We start from the raw sequence: 1,460 nt of genomic DNA, 5'->3' as shown, positions 1-1,460 counted from the left end.
TAGTGACTGAAACGCCACGAACCGAAGCAAACGCCATGTTAATGCGCGGTGCACTATTGGAATGGGGTAAGCCCGTAACGTGTAAAACGGATAATGGTTCGGATTATGTATCGAACCGAATGAAACAAACGTTTATCTCGTTATCGATTGAACAAACGCTGTGTACACCGTTTCACCCTCAAGAAAAGCCGCATATTGAGCGTGTTTTCAGAACCTTTAGCCATGACTGGCTTGAGATGATGCCTGGTTACGTGGGCCACAATGTGGCTGAGCGTAAAGGGATTGAGGCGCGTAAGTCCTTTGCTAATCGCTTGATGAACAAAGGCGACATTATTGAGGCCAAGTTATCACCACAGGATTTACAGACATTTTGTGATCAGTGGTTGGAGATATACCACCACCGCGAGCATGGCGCATTAGGTTGCTCACCGTTCGTCAAGGCAACAAGCTGGAATGGTGTGATTGATAGAGTTAGCGATGAGCGCGCACTCGATATGTTGCTGGCATCACCAGCAGGTAACAACGGTCGCCGCAAGATTGCTAAGAAAGGCATTAAGGTTGACGGTATTTGGTACATATCGCCAGAGCTTAACGTGGGCGACTGGGTTTACGTTTACTACGACGAGTCAGATATTGGTCGCTTAGTCGTGTACAACGATGACCATGCATTTTTATGCATTGCACAAGCACCAGACTTCACAGGCGTATCGCGTAAAGAGTTGGCCTCAGCCGCTAAGCGCAAACAGACGCAGCAAATGCAATTGGCCCACAAGGCCGCAAGAGAAGCGCGTAGTAAATATAATATTCGTGATCTTGCTGAGGAAGTGATGAACCACGAACTCACACAAGCTCGAAACGTGGCGGCATTTCCTCAACGTGAAGTGGAATTTACCAGTAGTACGCTAGAAGCAGGTCGTGAAGCGCACGACGCCCTATCTAGCATTGATTCACCATCTCAAGGCTCACCATTGACTGAGGCTGAGGTTCGATTCTTAGAAGAGGACATTGTGAGGATTCAAAAAGAAGAACGCGCCAAGCAGTGTGAAGATGAAACCGAAGAAGGCCGCTTTATTCGCTGGATTGAGTTGCACGAAAAGATGGAAGCAGGCGAAGAGCTTGATGAGTTAAACGGTCAGTGGAAAGCACGTTATGAAACGTCCAGTGACTTTAAAGGACGCAAGATGATGTTTGATGACTGGGGCAAAGCTGCATTCGTCAAATAAAAAAACAGCTCTTATTTGCGAGATAAGAGCCGAAATGCAAAAAATTTATTCATCGGAGAAGATCATGAAACAAACCATCGTACCTGTCAAGAATGTTGCTCGATTAGCGAGCTTGGGTAATGCCTTACAAGAAGGCCCAATCGGTACGCCTAAACTTGGCGTTGTCTACGGCGCACCAGGTCTAGGTAAGACCACCTCAGCAACGTGGTTTATCAATAAGTGTAACGGGGTTTATGT

2 protein-coding genes are annotated in these 1,460 nt (G+C 46.9%); both read left to right on the top strand.

What is annotated here, in order from left to right; all coding sequences use genetic code 11:
- On the top strand, window positions 1-1,223 hold a 1,223-nt coding region (locus tag RH88_RS03455; RefSeq protein WP_138944246.1), incomplete at its 5' end, for a Mu transposase C-terminal domain-containing protein.
- A 34-nt stretch (window positions 1,224-1,257) separates the two neighbouring features.
- A partial coding sequence (locus tag RH88_RS03450) for a TniB family NTP-binding protein (protein ID WP_005593476.1) occupies window positions 1,258-1,460 on the top strand: 203 nt, incomplete at its 3' end.

It is taken from the genome of Vibrio scophthalmi LMG 19158, assembly GCF_000222585.1.
Classification (GTDB): domain Bacteria; phylum Pseudomonadota; class Gammaproteobacteria; order Enterobacterales; family Vibrionaceae; genus Vibrio; species Vibrio scophthalmi.
This window is presented reverse-complemented; position numbering and strand designations above follow the sequence as displayed.